This is a genomic window from Sinomonas sp. B1-1 (assembly GCF_050474465.1).
GTDB lineage: Bacteria > Actinomycetota > Actinomycetes > Actinomycetales > Micrococcaceae > Sinomonas > Sinomonas flava.
In genome coordinates this window covers 144,549-163,460 of record NZ_JBCHVF010000007.1, presented here as the reverse complement: position 1 = coordinate 163,460, position 18,912 = coordinate 144,549, and the positions used below count along the sequence as shown (strand labels likewise).

Sequence of the window (18,912 nt, the reverse complement as noted above, 5' to 3'; positions counted from 1 at the left end):
TAGGAGCGCAATGGGCCTCAAGAGTCTGGGACCCCGGCTGCGCATTGAGAATGATGCCCCCTCGACAGAGTCGAGTGAGGGCAGGGCAGGCAGATCTTCCATGCTTCCTCGAAGCAGTCACTCCAGAACCAGCCTCCACTCCGAGAAGTCCGTCGCGCGGGCTCGTCCGGACCATGAGAAGCAGACCGGCCCGGATCTCGCTCCGGCCTCCCACCGTCAGAGGACGCGATTGCTCCGCGAACTCAGGCAGGCCGGCCTCGGTGACTCGGAGGCGAGGGCCGAGGCGTCGAGGCTGCTGAGCGGTGACATCTGGTGCGGATGATCGGGAAGTGCTGCCTGACGAGACGGACATGACGCCAATGTGCTAGGCGAAGGCGATCTGGGGCGACTCGGGAGCAGGAGCCCGCGGCCCGTGAAGGTGGCGTACTTCGCGAAGAAGCGGCGGATCTCCTCCCGGAACGAGATGCGTGGCCTTCGGGAGACATGTCGGGACACGCCCAACCCACCCTGTTCCTCACCCGGTACTGTCTGGTAGAAACGGTGGCAGCGTGCGACGGCATCGTCCCTGCCTGCCGATTCGCAACATTGCACGTGCTGGAGGCGTCAGGCTGGCGCTCGGTCCTGAGGGAGGCCATTGGCCGGTCGGGCGCCTTCCGCGCGCCCCAGACGCTGTGCAGACCATCATCGGGCACCGGACCGGCTGCCTGGTTCGGAAGGACCGCGAAGGAGGAATGGGTATGGCTGGGAGCACCACGGCAGGGCGGGCGCAGACCCTCAAGGCGCTGCATGAGGCCTCGGACATCCTCCGCGTCGTCAACGTCTGGGACGCCGTCAGTGCGGCCACGGTCGCGGCCCTGCCCGAGACGAAGGCGATCGCCACGGCTGGCCACTCGATCGCGGCCTCCTACGGCTATCCCGACGGTGGGATGCCGCTGGAGACGGCGCTGGCGGGGATCAAGGCTGTGGTCGACGCGGTCGAGCTGCCCGTGACCGCTGACCTCGACGACGGCTACGACGACCCGGCCGAGACGGTCCGCCGGGCGATCGGCATAGGCGTCGTCGGCGCGAACGTCGAGGACCGGCTTCGGCCCTTCGAGGTGGCCGTGGCCCGGGTCGAGGCGATCATTGCGGGCGCTCAGGGCGAGGGCATAGAGTTCCAGCTCAACGCCCGCACCGACGCGATCGTGCGCGGCGGCGGACGCCCCATCCAAGAGAGCATCGAGGACGCCATCCGCCGCGGCAGGGCGTTCCTCGACGCCGGCGCCGCGCTCGTGTTCGTCCCCGGTGCCCTTACCCGCGACACCATCGAGCCTCTCGTGGACGGGCTGGGAGCGGGCAAGCTCTCGGTTATCGGTGCCCCGGGAGCGCTGCCGGCGGCGGAGATGCAGAAACTCGGGGTGGCCCGCATTTCCTACGGGCCCTACACCCAGCGGGTGGCCCTGCGCGCACTGCGCGACCTCGCCGCCGACCTCTACGGCTCCGGCGTCATTCCGGAGGACACGCCTGCCCTGAACTGAGCGCACGCAGGCGCTGGCCTAGGACGAGGCCGCGAGCTGATCCGGCAGGGCCTGCGCCGCCGGGCATGAGGCCATCAGCTTCCGGGTCGCGTCAGCCTTCGCAGTCGCGGCAGAAGGCCTGACCGCCGACCTCGACCTTCTGTGAGCGGTGGTGGACGAGGAAGCACGACTGGCAGACGAACTCGTCCTCGCCCTGAGGGATGACCTGGACAGTGAGCTCGTCGGTCAGGATCTCCCCGCCGCGTAGTTCCCCGGCCTCGCCACTGTCGTCCACGTCGAGCTCGCGCACGACGCTGCGCGCATCGGGGGCGCTCACCGACTTCACCGCCTCAAGCGATTCGTTCTGGGATTCCTTCACGTCGGAGCGCAGTTCGTCGAAGTCGGCGGCCACGGTGCTGGTGTTCCTCTCAGTGGTGGGGGCAAGAGCAGCTAACCGTACACCAGTCAGCTGGGCGCCGCGCGGCACGGCCGTGATCAGCCGCGCAGCAGGCGCAGACTGCCGTGCTGGGACGGGGCCTCCAGACCGCCGAGGACCCCTAGCACGGTCCGGCACGGCCAGCGCTCCAGGCAGCCTTCACAGACCGCTGCGGCATGTTCACCGGCCGGGGCATGGACCCATAGCAGGACCTCGCACCCCTCGAGCGAGTACCTGCTGTGCGACATCCGCCGTCGGCGCGCCTCGCCGATCAGCTCGAGCATCGTCCCGTGCAGCGGCGAGGCCGGTTCTTGATAGGGCATGCCCAAGGGGATACCCGATTGGCAGGAAGCAGAAACCGAGAGCAATCGGTTCGGTTGCTGGAGTCCACGTGCGACTCGATGCATGGCCCGACGGCGATCGGCCATCTTCGGGTGCCAGTGCCTGGGTCCCGCCTACGGTCCCTGCTTCTGGGACCCTCGGTATCTCCCGGCCGGCCGGAAGCAGAAACCGAGAGCAGTCGAATCGCCAAGAGGCGGCTCGCGGCCACCCGGGTCGGCAGATTCTGCCGGATCCCGCTCGGGCACTTGGCTGCGGGGCGGTCCCCGGGGATGCTGGCAGCAGCCTGAGCAGCAGGCCTCCTTCCAGGAGCGTCCACGGAGGAGGCCTGCATGGGCTTGCAGTAGGACCGGTCGGCCAAGGTGGACTGAACCGCTGGACGGAGGGTGCGGGCAGGGGAATGGAAATGCCTGAGGCGGTCTACGACTATGTCGTCATTGGGGCAGGATCTGCGGGGTGCGTGCTGGCGAACCGGCTGAGCGAGGACGGGCGGGCCTCGGTCCTGCTGCTGGAGGCCGGCCCTGCCCCCCGAAGCCCACTGCTGCGGGTCCCGGCCGCGGGCAGCCTGCTCTACAAGTCCCGCTACGACTGGACGCTGGAGACCGAGCCCCAACCGCACTTGGACGGGCGCCGGCTGTATGTGGGCCGGGGGAGGGGCCTTGGCGGGTCGACCCTGATCAACTCGATGATCTGCATGCGCGGAGCACCCCGAGACTACGACCATTGGGCCTCCTCGGGGAACCCCGGGTGGAGCTTCGCCGAGGTCCTGCCTTACTTCAGGAAGCTCGAGGACAACCAGCGTGGTGCCTCGGCATTCCACGGCGCCGGCGGCCCGCTTCGGGTCGAGGACCTGCGTTGGGTCAGCCCCCTGTCTCGGGCCTTCCTGGAGTCCGCGGCCGCTGCCGGGCATCGGCGCAACGAGGACTTCAACGGGGCCGAACAGGAAGGGGTGGGGCTGCACCAGGTGGCCCAGCGGGGCGGGCGCCGGCAGAGCGCGGCGGATGCGTACCTGCGCCCGGCCAAGGCCCGGCCGAACCTTGCGGTCAGGACCGGGGCGCGGGTCACCAGGCTGCACACCGGCGCCTCAGGGGTGGGCGCCGCCTACGTCAAGGACGGCCGCCCGCATGCCGTGCGGGCGCGCCGCGAAGTGCTCCTGTGCGCCGGGGCCCTGCACTCCCCGCAGATCCTGCTCCTGTCCGGCATCGGCCCGTCCGGGCACCTGCGGCAGATGGGCATCCCCGTAGTGAAGGACCTGCCCGGGGTCGGGCAGAACCTGCACGACCACGTGGCCATGGGCGTGGCCTGCTCCTGCGCCCAGCCGCTAGGCTTCGGCCGGGCCCTGGCCCCCTGGGCCCTGCCGCGGCACCTCCTGCACTATCTGCTCTCGCGCCGGGGCCCACTGGCGTCGAACGTGCTCGAAGCGGGCGGCTTCGCCAGGTCCGAGCCCGGCCTGGCGGCCCCGGACCTGCAGTTCGCGTTCCTTCCCGTCTGGGCGATGGACCACGGCCTCACCCGGGTCAAGGGCGACGGGTTCGTGCTCCTGACCTTGCTCCTGCGGCCCGAGAGCCGCGGCAGCGTCTCCCTGCGCTCGGCGGACCCCCTCGATGCGCCCCGCCTCCAGCCGAACTACCTCGCTTCCCCCGGGGACCGGGCGGCGCTGCTGCGCGGGATCCGGCTGGTGCGGGAGGTCATTGGCACCGGGCCGCTGGCCGCGCTCCGGGGGGATGAGTGCTACCCGGGCGCCGGCGTGCAGGACGACGACGGGCTGCTGGCGTGGATCCGCGCGTTCGCCGAGCACGGGGACCACCCCGTCGGGACCGCCAGGATGGGCCGTGATGCGATGGCGGTGGTCGATGAGCGCCTGCGCGTCCACGGCGTGCCCGGCCTCCGGGTGGTCGACGCCTCGGTCATGCCCACCATCGTCGGGGGGAACACCAACATCCCGACCGTCATGATCGCCGAACGCGCCGCCGACCTGATCAAGGCAGAGAACCCGTAGACCGGCCCGCACAGCCGGTGGGAGGAGGACGCTTCCCGTGGACATCCGCGACTACCTGGCCACAGGCCGGGTGGACCTGCAAGGCCTGAAGGGCCATCTGGACGGCCTCGACGACCAAAGCCGGGTCGCCGCAGTCCGTTCGCTCGGCCCGACGCAGCAGGCCCTCCTGTTCGAGGCCGCCGCGGACGCTGCGCTGACCGACACCGCGCACCTGGTGCCTGCAGGCACCCCGGTCTGGCATGGAGTGGTCCATGCCGGGCGCAATTCCCTCCCGCTGCTGAGCAGATTCGAGAAGAGGTTCCTCCGGACCGATCTGGGGGAGGTCTTCGGGCACAACAGGCACGTGCTCAGCCCCCTGGTGGGCCCGGGATACTTCGGCGTGGCCAGGACCGAGCGCGGGTTCCTGGTGATCGACTACGCCAGGCTCCCGGACATGGCCCCGCAGGGCTGGCCGGCGGTGCGGTCGAACTCCGCCCGGCTGGGTCGGTTCGTCTACGACCGCACCACGGACGCGCTCCGGGCGGTGAGCGGCCACGTCACTGTCGGGCGCGCCAGCCGGGACGGAAGGGCCTTGGATGCGTGGTTCGTGCTGTGCAGGAGGACACCGGATGCCTGAACGGACAGCACGGGTGCGCCAGGCGGTGCCAGCGCTGCTGGCGGCCTGCCTCTTTGCGGTGGGCGGCTGCGCCCGCCCGTCCGCGACGCCCCCGACTCCGGGTCCCGGAATCACCCGCTGCAGCCCCTCGGACCAGGACCGGTACGTCTATGACCCGGACCGGCTCCAGGTCGTGGCGGCCTGCCTGCGCGTCAGCGGCCGCGTCGAGGCAGTCCACTCTGGGAGCGACGGGGACACGATCTTCCTGCTGGACGTGGACCCCGCCTACCGGGAACTGCTGACCCCGGGCAACGACGCCGACGAGACAGGCAGGAGTCTGGACATCGAGGCCGTGTGCACGATCCCTCCGCTGGAGCCGATCGTGTACGCCGTGTGCGCGGGAGACCCGCACCCGGTCCCCGGCCCCTACCCGGGCGTCGGAGAGCACGTGTGGATGGAAGGGCGCTACATCCTGGACCTGAACCACGACGCCCACGCCGAGCTCCACCCCCTCTATCGCTTCGGCCCCGCCACCCCATGAGAATCCTGACCCGCCGCCCCGGCACCGCGTGGGCCGCAGCCAACACCATCGGGTACGCAGCGGCGGTGGTGCTGTGGGCCACCTTCAGCGGACCGCTCTGGTCGGCCCTGAGCCCGCTGCTGGGCGGCGCCGCCACGCTGGCCCTGTACGGTGCGGTGCTCGGCACCGGCCCCGGGGCCCTCCAGCTGGCCGCCCTCCGCCCACTGCTTCCCCGCCCGCGCAGGTGGCTGGCAGCGACGGCAGCGGGCTGCGCTGCTGGGTTCGTTCTGGCCTCCTGGGCGGCCCTGACCGTGACCGAGGCATTCTGGGCCGATGCGAACAAGTACCTCAGCAACTCCGCTGTCAACGTCGCCTTCGGCCTCTTGGCCGGGGCCGGGATCGGGGCAGGCAGATGGCTGGCGCTCGGCAGGGAGAACCGGGCGGCGGGACGGTGGATCGGCGTGAGCGCAGTGAGCTTCACGCTCGGCTACGGGCTCGCCGCAGCCGTGGTCCAGCTCACCTACCCCCTCCCCGCTCTCGCCACAGCGCTCGTGTTCGGAGCCTGCGCCGGCTTCACCACAGCCGCCATCGAATGGGCCTGGTACGGCCGCCGCCCCGAAGCCTGGGCCACCCCCCAGGGGGGCGGCCCCTCTCGCTGACAGCGCCCGCGCCCGGCCAGGCTGCCCCAGGTACGCGGCTGCGCACGGCCACCGGAGCGGACGCCTTCCTCGCTGAAACCCGACATCCTCGAGATCCTTGTGCATTGGTGGCCGGACGCAGTCCGCGCCAACGGGCGGAGCTCAGATGACGCGACGCCTGGGCGCGAGACCCCTGCTCGTATGGGGCCCGCCAAGGGAGTCGTGATCCGGCAGCGGAGGGTCCTGGTGCTGTTCGTTCGTGTGGGCCGGGACGGACTGCAGGCGGTCCGCGAGAGGGTGGATCACCTCGAGGGCCGTCGGAAGGGCGGACGGCATCGAGCGGATCCTCGGGCGCTGGAAGGCGTACGCTCGCGACGGCCACGACGGGAATCTCGCCCTCAAAGACCTCCCGCCCGGGCACGCTCGCCACTTCCGGTTCAGCATCCTCCGCGTCTTCGGCCCCAGCGCGTCCACCACCGAAGTGGCTGCCGTCGAAGCCCGCCACAAGCGGGAATTGAAGAGCAGGGAGTTCGGCAGCACCAAGAACTAAGGTGACGGGCATTCAGCCACTCGCGGATATGCCTAATCCTGCATGTTGTTGGGTCGCGCCTCCTGCGCGGCTTCGATCTCGGCTGACTGGAGGCGCCACGCCGCCTCCGTCTCGTCATTGATGGGGACCACTCGTGCTACGGGCTTGCCGCCCTTGGTGAGGATGCAGGACCCGCCGGAGGAGACGAGGTCTAGGATGCCGTTGACGGACTCCTCGATCCGCTCGATCGGCACTTCAAGTTCAGCGCTGGTCATGCGCCCCAGTCTGCTCGGCGCACCCCCTCGGGCGCCATACCGCCCCGCCACCCGCCCTTATACACAGCCGCGCCTGAGCCTACGCTCGCTCTGGAGAGAGTGGGGAAGATGCTGCTGTCCCTTAGTCATGCGCCTCGGGAACGCCCTGCCCGTGCTCGCCGCGCGACTGCGGCGCTGCTGCTGGCGGCCTGCCCACGCGACACCTGCGGGCCAGTGCCCAGATCCCGAGGCTCTCGACCCGCTCGTCCCGCCGGACTCCGGTGAGCAGCTCCGCACGACCTCCCATCCGGACCACCGGAGGTAGGCAAACCCATCGGGCACACCCACCGTCAGAGGCGGTCCTGAATCAAACCGTCACAACACGCCGGTCGGGAGGCAAGTGGTCCTGAATCAAGCTGTCACGGTCAGTGCTCGTCAGAAGGCTTGGCGGCTCTCGAGGAGATCGTCGTGGGACACCGGGACCTGTAAACCTGCCTTGATCATTGGCGGCTATTGAAGCCGGGGTGAGGCGGAGTCGCGAGAGGTCTCGAAGGTCTGCACATAGTCGATGGCGGCCTGCAGGGCGTCTCTCAGCGGGGCCGGGTTCCGCTGGACCTGGGAGAGGAGCATCCCGCCTTGGAACGCCGAGAGCAGAAGATTGGCCAGACGGGCGGGATCTGCATCGGCGCTGATCCGGCCGAGCTCCTGCATGCGCTGTAGTCCGTCGCGGAAGATGTCCCGCCACTGGTCGAACGCGTCCGCGAGCTGATCGTGGACGTCGAGGTCAGTCTTGATGATCTCGCTCGCGAGCGACCCGAGAGTGCAGCCTTCCTGATGGGCGCGCTCGAAGCCGACGTAGAAGTCCGCCCACTCCTGCAATGCGTCCAGGCTGTCGAAGCTGGCGAACCGCTCGCTTCGATGGAACGAGAGGACCCGGTCGGCGCGCCATTCGATGACGGCCAGGACGAGGCTCTCCTTGGTCGGGAAGTAGTGGTTGAGCTGGGACCCGCTGACGCCGGCTGCCCGCCGGAGCTGCTCGTTGTTCGTCGCATGGACGCCCTTGGTGTAGATGAGCTCCGCCGCGTGCTCCAGGATCCGCTCGCGGGTCGCCTGCCCCTTGCCGGTGAGCTTGCGTGGCTCCCGAATCCCCGCACTGGCGTTCATGCTTCCAAGCATAGATCAAAAGTGGGCTTGACAGCCCACTCGCACCCGCGCTTAATGGAAGAAATGGGCTGACCAGCCCAAAAATCGGATCGATGGGTCGAGATCAGCGTTCCAGTGGCTTCTCGTTCCAGGCCCCACTAAGGAGGGTGATCTGCTGTGCCACGCCAGGACTTGGCTCTCGAGCACCATCAGGACCAGCGAAAAACCGATTCGGCCGGAAGGAAGGCCTCTTGGTGGCCTTCGCTTCGGCGGTGGTCGCCTTGCTGGCCTCATTCGCCACGGTGGGGTCAACAATTCCGCTGTTCAACGTCTATCGGGCTCAGGACGGCTTCAGCAGTGCCGACGTCTCCCTGACCGTGGTCGCCTACTCGGGCGGAACGCTCGGAACACTGCTGGTTACGGGTCGCCTGTCCAACTATGGCGGAAGGCGCCCCGTCTCCATCGCCAGCCTCGCCTTCCTGATTGCGGGAACACTGACGCGGCTGAACGTGCACCACCACCCGGTGATGATCTGGACGACGGAACTTGACCTACCTGCCACCGAGTGCGCCGCACTCATCCCCAACCAAGCCCGGCACATCCGCTTCAACTTCCCGCCAACAGATACACGACAGAGGAGAAACCCATGAAAGCCATCGTGGTCACCGATCAGGCAGCAGGACTCGCCGGAATGACACTGACCGAGCGCCCCGAGCCGACCGCGGCAATAAACGACGTGGTCGTCCAGATTCGCGCCTCGGGATTCGTCCCGACCGAGATGGACTGGCCGTCGACCTGGACCGACCGCGCCGGCCACGACAAGTCACCCTCGATCCCCGGCCATGAGGTGGCGGGTGTGGTCAGCGCCCTCGGCTACGGCACGACCGGACTCTCGATCGGACAGCGGGTCTTCGGGCTCGCCGACTGGCACCGAGACGGAACCCTCGCCGAGTATGTGGCGATCGAGGCGCGCAACCTCGCCCCGCTGCCCGGCGACGTCGACTTCACCGTGGCCGCATCCCTGCCGATCTCAGGCCTGACCGCGTGGCAGGGCCTGTTCCAGCACGGCCGCCTGCAAGCCGGGCAGACAGTCCTTGCCCACGGCGCAGCCGGGGCGGTCGGGACGATGGTGGCCCAGCTCGCTCGCGAGGCTGGCGCCTACGTCATCGGCACAGGCCGCGCCGCCGACCGTGAGAAGGCGCTCGACTTCGGCGCGCACGAGTTCGTCGACCTCGAGAACGACGCGCTCGACGCTGTCGGCCGCGTCGACCTGGTCTTCGATGTCATCGGAGGCGAGATTCAGAAGCGGTCCGCGGCCCTCATCAAGCCTGGGGGAACGCTGGTGTCCATCGTCGGGCCTGTCGAGGGCCGCCCGGCCGATGGCCTGGCGGTGGACTTCGTCGTGGAGGCTGATCGGGCCGAGTTGGTCGAGATCGTGCAGCGGGTCCGGGACGGCCGACTGCGGACTAACATCGACACCATCGCGCCCCTCGACGAGGCGGTCTCAGCCCTCAACCCGACCGTCCGCCGTATGGGAAAGACGATCATCAGCATTCGCCCGTAATACGGTGGAATCCGCGTGTACCGGATCAGCAGACCGGCTAGGTAGGCGTCGTTGAGGCGTCGCCTACCAACGCGGATGGGCCGCTTCGGGACCAAGCTTGGCCACATCGTCAGGATCCACGCTCAATCAGCTCGGACCTTCGCCACGTCTGCCGGCAGATCTCCGAGGCGGAGCCGCGGGACGAGGGCGAGCTGTAGCAGTGGTGCCCGGCATGCCCAACGAGGTGCACTGAGACAGCGCCGAGCAGTCCGCTAGGAACTACGTGCCCCGGTCCTGCGGGGCCCCACGGCGCTGGACGCCACTCGCTCCAGGCAATGGTCCCTGCCCTGAACGCCGTCCTCGCCGAGCTGCCGACCGATGTCGCACTGGACGACGCCGAAGACGGCGTGCTGGAGGCCATGGCGGAGCTGTTCGGCGTCCTGGATGCCCGGCCGGCACACGTGGGCATGACGAAGCTCGCGAAGGTACTCGCACGCAAGCGGCCGGGCCTGATCCCGGTGTACGACGGGGCCATCGGGCACTGCTACTCGGCTGCGAGGGCGCCCCGGTACCTTGGGACAGGGAGCACCCGCGGGCCGGGTACGCGGAAGCGTGGCTGCGGGCGGTGCGGGACGACCTCGTCCGCCAACTAGGGGCCTGGGCTGAGCTGGCCGCGATCGCGACCAACCCGCCGATCGCGCCGCACCGCCACAGACGATGTCGGACAGGGCGCCGCGCGGATCCCCCCATTCCCGCGTGGCGCCCTTCTCTGTGCCCTGCGCCGCAGGATCACCGCAGGATTGGCACAGGAACGGGAATCGCAGGCTTTCAGGCAGAGACGATGTTTTCGTGCCCCCTCTGGCGCGTCCCCGCCGAGCGCCCACAAGCGCGCCCTCGGCGGCGCCGTCGCCCGCTCAGGCCGCCGACACGAGCACGACGGCGACCGTCTACTCCGCTTCCAACCCTCAACCCGCCCACGGAACCAGCCCGCACTGATCGGCTGCACAGCGCTCAACCTCTTGGGCGGGCCCGCCCTCATGCACCGCCGCAGCACCGGCCCCGCACGGCGCGACGAGGGCCACGCCCCCGGCGGAACCCGGACCCCGACCGCCCTGGGCAGATCCACGGCCGCTTAGACCAGCCACACCACCCCCGCACTTGGAGGACCCCATGCGCCGACGCGCGCCCAGACACCGAGCCGTGCCCGCCAAGAAGCGCCGCCCCGACAAGGGGCACCGGCACAGCGCCGCACAGCGCGGCCTGACCTCCGCCGCCCTCGTCCTGACCGTCCTGGCAACCCCCGTCCTCATCGGCCAGCCGGCCCAGGCGGCCACCCTCCCGGCCGCCGTCACGACCGCGTTCCCGCAGCGGGCCGCCCAGCTCTCCGTCACCCTCGTCACACTGCAGACCCGGGACAAGACCGCCGGGGACGCCGCAGCGCTCGACGTCAACGCCTACCGGAACGCCATCTCTTCGGCGAGCACCTACTGGTCCTCGATGTCCTCCGGGCGCATAGGCATGCGTGTCGACCGGGTCCTCCCCGGATTCCGCACCTCCGCGTCCTCCGCCGACGACTTCACCGTCATCATGGACACTGTTGCCCGCGAGATCGGCTGGGCCGCCGGAGGGAACAGCGTCCTCATCCTCGCCGTCCCCCGCGACGACGTCATGGTCTACGGCTCCGGCGGAAACCTCGGCGCCGGCTGGGCCGCCGGGCAGACCAGCGGCCGCATCCTGCTGCCCCGCCCGTCCAATTTCACCGCCCCCGTCACCGCGCACGAGGTCGGCCATGTCCTCGGCCTCGGCCACGCCAACACCCTCCAGTGCAGCAACGGTGCCGCCGACTCCCCCCGCGGCGCAGGCCGCTTCGCCGACGCATCGTGCAGCACCCGCGCCTACGGCGACCGCACCGACCTCATGGGCGTCTCCCAGTGGAGCCAGCCCCACCTGAACTCCTATCTGTACGAGTACGGCGGGTTCGGGCGCGGCGACGAGATCACCGACGCCGGGACCGCCGGAGCCGCCGTCACCTACACCCTCCTGCCCTGGGCAGGGACAGCCTCGCACCGGGCCCTGAAGTTCGAGGACCCGCCCACCGGGGAGTGGTACTACGTCCAGTTCAAGACCAACACCGGCTACGATGCCCCGACCGCAATCGGCGGCAACCGCGGGATCGAGATCATCAAGGGCGGCCTCGATGAGAGCGAATCGCTGCTCATCCCGCCCTCCACACTCCCGTTCGCCGGGGTCTACGCCAGCAGCCTGGCCTGGCAGGCCGGGCAGACCTTCACCACCGCCGGCGGCACCCGCGTGACCGTGAACTCAGTCGGAGCGGATACTGCAACCGTGACCATCGCCGGGAAGAACGCCCCGCCCGCGGCCGTCGCCACAGTGATCGACGCCAAGGCCGCCCAAGCCGGGCTCGGCTCCGCCATGAGCGACTTCGGCGCGATCCGCAGCGGCGGCTTCTACCGCATGTACCAGCGCGGGGCCGTCGTGTGGACTTCCTTCACCGGCGCGCACATCTCCACCGGCGGAATCCGGACCGCCTGGGCCAGGAACGGCTACGAGGACGGCCACCTCGGCTACCCCACCACCGACGAGATCGGCGGCCTCAGGGGCGGGGGCGTCTACCAGATGTACGAGGGCGGGGCCATCATCTGGAACCCCACCCTTGGCGCCTTCGAGTCCAGCGGGGCCATCCGCGCCGCCTGGGCCCGCAACGGGCTCGAGAACGGCAAGTTCGGATACCCCACCAGCGACGAGGTCCGCGGCCTCAAGAGCGGCGGCTCCTACCAGGCCTTCCAGGGCGGGCTCATCATGTGGTCGCCAACCACCGGGGCACACGAGTCGCTCGGCGGCATCCGCAATGCCTGGCAGCGCACGGGATTCGAGGACGGCTACCTCGGCTACCCCACCACCGACGAGGTCGGGGGCCTGCGCGACGGCGGGGCTTACCAGATGTACCAGGGCGGGGCCATCCTCTGGTCACCCAAGACAGGGGCGCACGAGTCCGGCGGCGCTATCCGCGCAGCGTGGGCCCGGTTCGGGCTCGAGGACGGCAGCTTCGGGTACCCCACCAGCGACGAGATCCGGGGCCTGCGCGACGGCGGGTCCTACCAGGCCTTCGAAGGCGGGCTCATCATGTGGTCCCCGAAGACCGGGGCGCACGAGTCGGTCGGCGCCATACGGAACGCGTGGCAGCGGGTCGGGTTCGAGGACGGCTACCTCGGCTACCCCACCACCGACGAGATCCCCGGCCTGAAGGGCGGCGGCGTGTACCAGATGTACCAGGGCGGGGCGATCGTCTGGTCCCCCAAGACCGGGGCGCACGAGTCCGGTGGTGCGATCCGTCAAGCCTGGGCGAAGGCAGGCTACGAGAACGGGAACCTCGGCTACCCCACCAGCGACGAGTACGCGATCTCCGGGGGCAAGGCGCAGGACTTCGAGGGCGGGCGCATTGAATGGCGGCCTGGCTCGGGCACGACCGTCGTCGACCCGCTCCGCTCCGAAGGCACCACCGGCACCACCATCCCCACCGCTCCGGCCTCCGGGACCGAGACCGCTCCGCAGATCCAGTCCATGGTCCGCCAGACCGCCACCCAGATGGGCGTCGACCCGGCCCTGGCCCTCGCCGTGGCCGAGCAGGAGTCCAGCTTCCGACAGAACGTCACCTCGTCCGTCGGGGCGATCGGCGTCATGCAGATCATGCCCGCCAACCGGGACTGGCTCGCCGCGCTCTCCGGCCGGCCCGCACTGGACCTGCGCAAGACCTCCGACAACATCACCGCCGGCGTCGCGATGCTCCGCTGGCTGCGCGCCCAGGCGCCCTCCCTCGACGTGGCCATCGCCGGCTACTACCAGGGCCTCGGGTCGGTCCAGTCCAGAGGCATGTACGAGGACACCAAGGTCTACGTCGCCCAGGTCAGAACGCGCATGGCCCAGTACTGACCGCCCGGCCCGTCGCCCGCCAAGGCGCATGGAAGCACACACACCCCACGTCCGCGGCCGCCGCAACCCGTCGGCCCCGGACCGCACTCGGGAGGGAATCAGTGGCACAGGCACAGCTCCTCAGGCCGCCGTCGCCCGGGAGAAGAGTAGAACCCCTCTTGACCTGCGTTTCCGCAGGTCAAGAGGGGTTCTTGGAGCCCCCTGCCGGATTCGAACCGGCGACCCTCTGTTTACAAGACAGCACCAAAAGTCCTGCAATCAGAGGGAACTTTGGACATGGACTGCCCGGAAACTGCCCACCCTATTGGGGAGACAGCAGAGCCAGCGCCTGTGGGACAAGCGCCAAGGCATCGTCAAGGTGGGCAGCGACATCGTGTATGTGATCTTCAAAGAGGTCCGCGTATACGTCTAAGGTCACAGCCGCCGACTTGTGGCCAGCGATCCTCTGAACCGCTTTGACGTTACCGCCTGCCTCAATCGCCAGAGACACCGCCGTGTGGCGCAGGTTGTGAAAGGTTGGCCTGAGGAAATCGACGTCCCCCAGACCCATCTCAACGCGCTCCAGGCGCTTGAGCACAGGATCACTAGCTGCATCGGACAGCGAGCGCCAGAGGCCGGGCGTCGTCACCGACGCCTTATCAAGTCCCACAGCCTCCTGCCATTCGTGCATGGCTCGAAGCATGGCGTCACTGAAGACAGCGACGCGCTCTGCCCTGCCGTCCCGTTGAACCCGCCTGTAGTCCGGCTTTGCCTTCAGCCGCTCAGCAAGTGTTGCCACAGCGGCGCGTGCAGCCTCTCCGGCCGGCCTGTAGTGGCGCGCTCCGAAGTTCTTCTCATCTAGAACCCGTCCCTGTCGGGACGGGAAGACGACTTCCTCAGGGCCCCGATCCCCTATAGCCTCCTGAAGGGCGCGCGCCACGGAGCGAGGGATCGGCACCTCACGCTCGACATCGGTCTTTGACACGTCCCTTTCCACGAACACCGACGGGCGCTCGCCGAACTCAAGGTGTCGCACACGCAAGGTCGAGACCTCACCCCACCTCAGCCCGGTGACTCCGGCGAACATCACCAGCAGGCCGTGGTCCCCGGCTGCAGATGCCAGTCGGGCGAGCTGTGGCATCGTCAAGCGAACTTGGGTCTTGGCCCTCTCGGGACGCGGAGCCGGCAGGGGGCGTCCCGCGTTGTCCAAAAGTGGGCTTCTCTCGATCAACCCCTCACTCGCCGCGAATGCCATCATGCGCTGGAAAAACGTTGACACCCTCTGCTTGGCATGGGCCGACGCCGGACCGCCGGTCTTCGCGGGTAGGGCCCCCACCCACTCAGCTACCCCTTGACGTGAGACGTTGGCCAGAGGCGTATGCTCCCATCCGATCTTCAGCGGGCGCCCTGCGCCGTCGCTCCAGTCATCGAGCACCATCTCTGCCCAGTAGTCATAATCTGTAAGCGTCTTCGGCTCAAGTCCCGTGCCCGCACGTCCTCCGTGCAGCTCAAGGTGATCGCGGTACTTGTCCCAAAGCTGGCGAACGGTCACCCCGCGCGCCAGCTTTGGATCGACGTAGGTGCCGCGCCGGACGGCGCGTTTCTGCTCGGCTTCGAAGTGCTCGGCTTCAGCCTTGGTGTCAAACCGTGGCCGGTGCCGCTTGTTGGAACCGTCGCGGTACGACACTTCCCAACGACCATTCGGTAGCTTCTTGACCCCCATGCGACGCTCCTCGCCTCACCGACTGTTACCGCCCAAGGATACAGGGGGTCACCCACCCCGGGACATGTGGGCGGGAGCCTTCGTCGTGCCTCACCGAAGCTCATCCGGACCGGGCTTAGGATCTTCTTGCGGGCCTCAACGTGAGCCTAGCCCCAGACATATGACAGAGCATCGACCCCGGCAGGGGTGGGTGCTCTGTCGTCTTCTGGGACCGTCTATCGCCGAAGGAAGGCGCACCCTTGTCCACCTCCCAGCCGTCCCCATACCTCACCCGAGCCCAAGCAGCCGAGTATCTCAACGTCAAGCCGCGATGGCTGGCGAACGAGGGGAGGGGCCTCGTGCCCTTCCACCGTTTCGGAAGCATGGTGCGCTACCACCTTGAAACGCTCGAACAGTGGGCACGCCAGCAGCGTGTCCGGACGGCCTGAACGCTTCGACCCCTCAAGATCCCAGGGCTGGCCTGAGGGCCAGCCTTCAACCCTACGACCGAACAGGAAGAACTCTGAAGCCCACCGACATCGCCATCACCTACGCTCTAATGGCCCTTGGAGCCGACACGGGATGGAAGCCCATCTCCCAGCGGTTCCTAAACGAGTACACCGCGTACGCACGCGAAACCATCAGGAGGTCCCTTGACCGGCTTGAACGTCGCGGCATGCTCGTGGTCAAGAAACCCCGGAACCCTCTCATGGAGCACCGCTTCAAGCTGACTGCGGAGGGGATCAAAAGTGTCCCAACCAAATGGCCTCTCCCGGGCCCCCTTCCGGATTGTTTCAGGACACTGGATTTCAAGGGGCCCGGGTGGATGTATCTGCTTGCGGAGAAGTCGGTTCCGCTGACGCTGGACGATCTCGCGGCCGCGTCGGGTGTCAAGACCAAGCGAACCCTCCGCGAGTACATTGATCGCCTCGCCGGGCTTCCCGTGCCGATCGTCAGCATTGCGCAGGACCGCCGGCGGCCCGTCTACGTCTTTCACGAGCTAAGTCTTGCGGACGAGGACATGGTCTTCGACCTGCTTGACAGGCGGGACGAGAAGTACCGCCCAATCACGATGGCGGCGACGGCTGCCCGCAACGAACGCGAGCGCAACGCTTTCTACTTGGTGCAACGGAATCGCGAGGAGTCTTACGACGATGCCCTGTCCAAGATGCTCGGCCTCTGCGTTGTGGACGAGCGCGGCTGCCACCTCTACGGCGGAGGTCTCGATGCCGGGGGCTACGCCAAAGTGCCAGGCTGTCCTCTGCCGTATGGCACCGGACACCGCGCCAGCTACCGTATTCAACAGGGGCCAATTGAACGGGATTACCAGATTCACCATGTCTGTGGGGTCCGCAACTGTCTGAACCCGGACCACTTGCTGGCGCTTCCTGAAGTACTGCATCAGTGGTACACCGAGCATCACGACGCGTTCAGTGGTCAGGTCCTTCAGTACGTCGTGGAGTGCAGGGACCACGGCCTGCGGTTCGCGTTGGGCAACCCAGCGCCACCTGTAGAACTCTTCACGTGCATGAGTTGTCTTGGACTCGAACTCGTGTCGATCATCCCAGGTCGCAGGGAGTACGAGCTCGCCTCGTGACTCTATGATGCCGCGAGGGGGCCGGTCTATCCGGCCCCCGGCACGGCATTGTGGGTTCAGATATCCCGGAACCGAGAGTCGTATTCGTGCGCCATCCGCACGATCATGCTGTCGTAGTGAAATGAGTCTCCCGGCTGAGGCGCCGGGGGTACCTCCACCAGATTCACCGGTCCGCCGTCGTTGCGCAGGTCCAAGATGCTGACACCAAGGCCGTCGAAACCCACCTCCCCAGCGTGCGAGCGCCTAGGAAGCTCAGCGGTCTTCTTAAGCACCCGGAGCGTGTCTTCCGGCTGTTTGTGTTTGGTTATCTCGATCGGGAAGCCTGGGCGAGAGTTCTTCACCGAGGAGACAAAATCGCGGGAAGCATTGACTTGAACGTATCCGATCGCGAGCGCCTGCTCGGAGGCGCCGTGAACGCAGAGATGCGACGAGTTCAGTTCGTCATAGAGGCGTGGAAGAGCCTTTACGTGAGCAGTCATGGCGGCCTTGGCCTCCAGTGCGATCAGGACCGCCCCCACATCTGACACCGGGATGTTGGGCAATCGGTCAAGTTCTTCCCGCTCGTGCCCTGTCAGCAGGACGCGATACCTGTCGGCGAGACTTCTGAGGCTCTCGCTTCCGGAGGCTACGGACCCGCTGGGTCTCGCAATCACCAAGTCCAAGGCCTTCTTGCGCTGTGTCCTAAAGTCGCTCATCGTGTGATTGACCCCGATCACGACCTTCGCCGTTTCAGCGTGGCGGCGTAGGAGCGCCGAGGTACGTAGGAGGTCGAAGGCGATACCCCAGCACCCCACTTTGGAATGTCGGTCGGACCGCGAGTTGTACTGCCATGCGACCCCGCTGGAGTCTGGCTCCCCCGGAACTTGAAGGAATCGTGTCAAAATGCGAGGTCCATACACTCCCGCACCATAACTTAAGTCCTTCAGGTTCCAGCCATGACGTCCACATGGGCCGCGATGTCCGTACGGAACCCTGGGTGGCGGCCGAGGTTTCCCTGCTGTAGGCGCTTGTAAAAGCCGGCGGTGGCCCGGTGAGAGAGGACGTCCGCTGCCGCCACGTCCATGACATCGGTCAGGTGTTGGTAGACCCCGTGAACGGGGAATTCCGAAAGTCCCGAGACCTGGCGGATTCGGCCAGTCTCGCCCCACGCCGCCGTCGGCCAGGCGCCCCGGGAGAAGTGCCACTCTGACTCGACACCGAGCGGTGAGCCGGGACTTGCGATCCTGCGAGCCGCCCACTCCGCAACTCCGACGGTTACGGCGTTGCCGACGAGTTTCCACCGGGGACCATTCTTCTTGGCGTCAAGCCCCGCGACCGCCGTCCATCCCCGGTCGAACCCCTGCATCGCTTCGGCATCTTCGATAGCGGGCTTGACGAAGCGCCGACCTGCTGCGGCCTGGGGGATCCAAACGGCAGGCGGCGACGGAATGCCAATCGTGCTCCCTCCCTTCAGTGTGGGAACGGCATCCTGTGCCCAGCCGAGGCCACCGCGCCCTTCTGTCCAGTAGAACCCGAAGGCATCCGACTGAAGCGAATCTTCCTGTCGCTCGCCTGCATCGTCAGCGAACAGAACCGTTCGCGGATCGAACTCCGTAGACGCAATGAGGATCACTCTTCGCCTCCGCTGAGGAACCCCCGTAAAGCGCGAATCCACCACCCTATAGGCCCACCTGTATCCGAGGCTTTCCATCTCGGTAACGAGATAGTGCATGGCCTTGCCGCGATCTAGCGACAGCATGTTCGGCACGTTCTCGATGAACAGCGTGGGGAGGCTGGCTCCCTTCCGGGAGGCGTTCAGGGCTTCGAAGACGTGGCGTACCAGTCCGGAGTTCTCACCCGTGATACCGGCGGTACGCCCAGCTTGAGAGAGATCGGTGCACGGGAACCCTGCGGTTACGAGGTCAATGCCTGCTGGGATCGATGCGAGCTCTCGAACGTCAGGATGGACCTCAACACCAGGGAAGCGTGCTTGGAGCACCGCACGGGCGGGCTGCCACCACTCGCAGAAGAAGCTCGTTTCGAGGCTGTCCCCGAAGGCACGCTGAAATCCAAGCTCAATACCACCTATGCCGGCGAACAGGGCTGCGACCTTCATGGATGGTGGGCTGGCCAACGGTACCTCCAGTAACTTAAGTGGGCTTCGAGACCGACCCTAGATGATCTCATGTGAAATCTCGAGCCCCAGTTGACT

Annotated in this window: 16 protein-coding genes, 1 tRNA gene and 1 pseudogene; 11 read left to right on the top strand and 7 right to left on the bottom strand. The window is 67.7% G+C overall.

All coding sequences use genetic code 11. The features are described 5' to 3' along the window. Positions 1 to 737: 737 nt before the first annotated feature. Complete coding sequence (locus ACQ5BE_RS12025) at positions 738 to 1,517, top strand: isocitrate lyase/PEP mutase family protein (protein ID WP_430297236.1); 780 nt, start codon at positions 738 to 740, stop codon at positions 1,515 to 1,517. Between the two features lie 91 nt (positions 1,518 to 1,608). On the opposite strand, the gene ACQ5BE_RS12020 is transcribed toward ACQ5BE_RS12025, so the two are convergent. Beyond that, the gene (locus ACQ5BE_RS12020) at positions 1,609 to 1,908 is read right to left on the bottom strand and encodes a DUF4193 family protein (protein WP_208711663.1); all 300 of its coding nucleotides are present in this window, start codon (positions 1,906 to 1,908) and stop codon (positions 1,609 to 1,611) included. Positions 1,909 to 2,677: 769 nt separating this feature from the next. Between ACQ5BE_RS12020 and ACQ5BE_RS12015 the strand changes: the two genes are divergently transcribed. Genes ACQ5BE_RS12015 through ACQ5BE_RS12000 form a run of 4 tightly spaced genes read left to right on the top strand, consistent with a single transcriptional unit; the run spans position 2,678 to position 6,044 of the window. Beyond that, a complete protein-coding gene (locus tag ACQ5BE_RS12015) occupies positions 2,678 to 4,270 on the top strand; it encodes a GMC family oxidoreductase (RefSeq protein WP_430297235.1) in 1,593 nt (530 codons plus the stop codon). A 37-nt stretch (positions 4,271 to 4,307) separates the two neighbouring features. Then, positions 4,308 to 4,886, top strand: a complete 579-nt coding sequence (locus tag ACQ5BE_RS12010; protein ID WP_430297234.1) for a hypothetical protein — start codon at positions 4,308 to 4,310, stop codon at positions 4,884 to 4,886. Then, on the top strand, positions 4,879 to 5,406 hold the full coding sequence (locus ACQ5BE_RS12005) for a hypothetical protein (protein ID WP_430297233.1): 528 nt from the start codon (positions 4,879 to 4,881) through the stop codon (positions 5,404 to 5,406). The genes ACQ5BE_RS12010 and ACQ5BE_RS12005 overlap by 8 nt, the downstream gene beginning before the upstream one ends. Beyond that, positions 5,403 to 6,044 (top strand): hypothetical protein, encoded by a 642-nt coding sequence (locus ACQ5BE_RS12000; RefSeq protein WP_430297232.1) that lies wholly within the window; start codon positions 5,403 to 5,405, stop codon positions 6,042 to 6,044. The genes ACQ5BE_RS12005 and ACQ5BE_RS12000 overlap by 4 nt, the downstream gene beginning before the upstream one ends. Before the next feature lie 561 nt (positions 6,045 to 6,605). Here the strand turns inward: ACQ5BE_RS12000 and ACQ5BE_RS11995 are convergent. Next, entirely contained in the window at positions 6,606 to 6,827 is a 222-nt protein-coding gene (locus tag ACQ5BE_RS11995; protein ID WP_430297231.1) for a hypothetical protein, read from the bottom strand. Positions 6,828 to 7,316: 489 nt separating this feature from the next. After that, a complete protein-coding gene (locus ACQ5BE_RS11990) occupies positions 7,317 to 7,970 on the bottom strand; it encodes a TetR/AcrR family transcriptional regulator (protein WP_430297230.1) in 654 nt (217 codons plus the stop codon). Positions 7,971 to 8,203: 233 nt separating this feature from the next. Between ACQ5BE_RS11990 and ACQ5BE_RS11985 the strand changes: the two genes are divergently transcribed. From ACQ5BE_RS11985 to ACQ5BE_RS11970, 4 genes and pseudogenes are all read left to right on the top strand, one after another. Beyond that, positions 8,204 to 8,599, top strand: coding sequence for a hypothetical protein (locus ACQ5BE_RS11985; protein WP_430297229.1), 396 nt, complete (start codon positions 8,204 to 8,206; stop codon positions 8,597 to 8,599). Beyond that, positions 8,596 to 9,513 (top strand): NADP-dependent oxidoreductase, encoded by a 918-nt coding sequence (locus ACQ5BE_RS11980; protein WP_430297228.1) that lies wholly within the window; start codon positions 8,596 to 8,598, stop codon positions 9,511 to 9,513. The genes ACQ5BE_RS11985 and ACQ5BE_RS11980 overlap by 4 nt, the downstream gene beginning before the upstream one ends. Positions 9,514 to 9,818: 305 nt before the next feature. Continuing rightward, a pseudogene (locus ACQ5BE_RS11975) lies at positions 9,819 to 10,145 on the top strand (DUF6308 family protein); the annotation flags it as partial. Between the two features lie 547 nt (positions 10,146 to 10,692). After that, positions 10,693 to 13,443 carry a transglycosylase SLT domain-containing protein gene (locus ACQ5BE_RS11970; RefSeq protein ID WP_430297227.1) on the top strand — a complete coding sequence of 917 codons (2,751 nt, stop codon included), beginning with the start codon at positions 10,693 to 10,695 and terminating at the stop codon, positions 13,441 to 13,443. Positions 13,444 to 13,635: 192 nt separating this feature from the next. Here ACQ5BE_RS11970 and ACQ5BE_RS11965 read toward each other — a convergent pair. Continuing rightward, positions 13,636 to 13,720, bottom strand: a tRNA-Thr gene (locus ACQ5BE_RS11965). Between the two features lie 24 nt (positions 13,721 to 13,744). Beyond that, a complete protein-coding gene (locus ACQ5BE_RS11960) occupies positions 13,745 to 15,145 on the bottom strand; it encodes a tyrosine-type recombinase/integrase (protein ID WP_430297226.1) in 1,401 nt (466 codons plus the stop codon). Positions 15,146 to 15,384: 239 nt separating this feature from the next. Between ACQ5BE_RS11960 and ACQ5BE_RS11955 the strand changes: the two genes are divergently transcribed. Both ACQ5BE_RS11955 and ACQ5BE_RS11950 read left to right on the top strand, forming a co-directional pair. Further along, on the top strand, positions 15,385 to 15,573 hold the full coding sequence (locus ACQ5BE_RS11955; protein WP_430297225.1) for a helix-turn-helix domain-containing protein: 189 nt from the start codon (positions 15,385 to 15,387) through the stop codon (positions 15,571 to 15,573). Then, a complete protein-coding gene (locus ACQ5BE_RS11950; protein ID WP_430297224.1) occupies positions 15,540 to 16,721 on the top strand; it encodes an HNH endonuclease in 1,182 nt (393 codons plus the stop codon). Before ACQ5BE_RS11955 ends, ACQ5BE_RS11950 begins: the two co-directional genes overlap by 34 nt. 56 nt (positions 16,722 to 16,777) lie before the next feature. Here the strand turns inward: ACQ5BE_RS11950 and ACQ5BE_RS11945 are convergent, their stop codons facing one another. After that, positions 16,778 to 17,416, bottom strand: a complete 639-nt coding sequence (locus tag ACQ5BE_RS11945) for a hypothetical protein (RefSeq protein WP_430297223.1) — start codon at positions 17,414 to 17,416, stop codon at positions 16,778 to 16,780. A gap of 227 nt (positions 17,417 to 17,643) precedes the next feature. Next, a complete protein-coding gene (locus tag ACQ5BE_RS11940) occupies positions 17,644 to 18,816 on the bottom strand; it encodes a DNA cytosine methyltransferase (RefSeq protein ID WP_430297222.1) in 1,173 nt (390 codons plus the stop codon). Between the last annotated feature and the right edge of the window lie 96 nt (positions 18,817 to 18,912).

Bases quoted from the DNA above. Each gene is read 5' to 3' on its own strand.
- ACQ5BE_RS11940 (WP_430297222.1), bottom strand. From the start codon at position 18,816: ATGAAGGTCGCAGCCCTGTTCGCCGGCATAGGTGGTATTGAGCTTGGA.
- ACQ5BE_RS11960 (WP_430297226.1), bottom strand. From the start codon at position 15,145: ATGGGGGTCAAGAAGCTACCGAATGGTCGTTGGGAAGTGTCGTACCGC.
- ACQ5BE_RS11980 (WP_430297228.1), top strand. From the start codon at position 8,596: ATGAAAGCCATCGTGGTCACCGATCAGGCAGCAGGACTCGCCGGAATG.
- ACQ5BE_RS12025 (WP_430297236.1), top strand. From the start codon at position 738: ATGGCTGGGAGCACCACGGCAGGGCGGGCGCAGACCCTCAAGGCGCTG.
- ACQ5BE_RS11945 (WP_430297223.1), bottom strand. From the start codon at position 17,416: ATGAGCGACTTTAGGACACAGCGCAAGAAGGCCTTGGACTTGGTGATT.
- ACQ5BE_RS12005 (WP_430297233.1), top strand. From the start codon at position 4,879: ATGCCTGAACGGACAGCACGGGTGCGCCAGGCGGTGCCAGCGCTGCTG.
- ACQ5BE_RS11990 (WP_430297230.1), bottom strand. From the start codon at position 7,970: ATGAACGCCAGTGCGGGGATTCGGGAGCCACGCAAGCTCACCGGCAAG.
- ACQ5BE_RS12000 (WP_430297232.1), top strand. From the start codon at position 5,403: ATGAGAATCCTGACCCGCCGCCCCGGCACCGCGTGGGCCGCAGCCAAC.
- ACQ5BE_RS11995 (WP_430297231.1), bottom strand. From the start codon at position 6,827: ATGACCAGCGCTGAACTTGAAGTGCCGATCGAGCGGATCGAGGAGTCC.
- ACQ5BE_RS12015 (WP_430297235.1), top strand. From the start codon at position 2,678: ATGCCTGAGGCGGTCTACGACTATGTCGTCATTGGGGCAGGATCTGCG.